This is a genomic window from Ochrobactrum sp. SFR4, assembly GCF_019730395.1.
Classification (GTDB): domain Bacteria; phylum Pseudomonadota; class Alphaproteobacteria; order Rhizobiales; family Rhizobiaceae; genus Pseudochrobactrum.
The window spans coordinates 1-310 of sequence record NZ_JAAPBB010000550.1 but is presented as its reverse complement, the minus strand read 5'-3'; the positions used below and the strand labels follow the sequence as shown (position 1 = coordinate 310).

Sequence of the window (310 nt, the reverse complement as noted above, 5' to 3'; positions counted from 1 at the left end):
AGCGAGCATGGTTGCGGCGAAGAGAACAGCGAAAGGGGCAGCTTTTTTTCTTGCGGGTCGGTCCGATGCGCTGACGATAACGCTCATTGGCTCATCTCCCGCGACCAGGAGATCGCATTGACATAGATGCCTAGTGGGTTGGACTTCAGCCGTTCGGCGTTACGCGGAGGCTGCACGACAATCGTGAGGATCGCGGTCCAACGCTGCGTGCTGGAGAGTTGGCCGTTCTCGTAGTGGCGTTCTGTCCAGGCCACGCGGAAGCTGTCGGGCGATGCCCGGATGACGCTCGATACCTCGACGGTGACTTGGT

General features: G+C 60.0%; 1 protein-coding gene. It reads right to left on the bottom strand.

The annotated features are described in order from the left end of the window. Positions 1-83: 83 nt before the first annotated feature. Positions 84-310, bottom strand: a 227-nt coding sequence (locus HBA93_RS20200) for a VirB8/TrbF family protein (RefSeq protein WP_286202092.1), incomplete at its 5' end; no start/stop codon positions are given.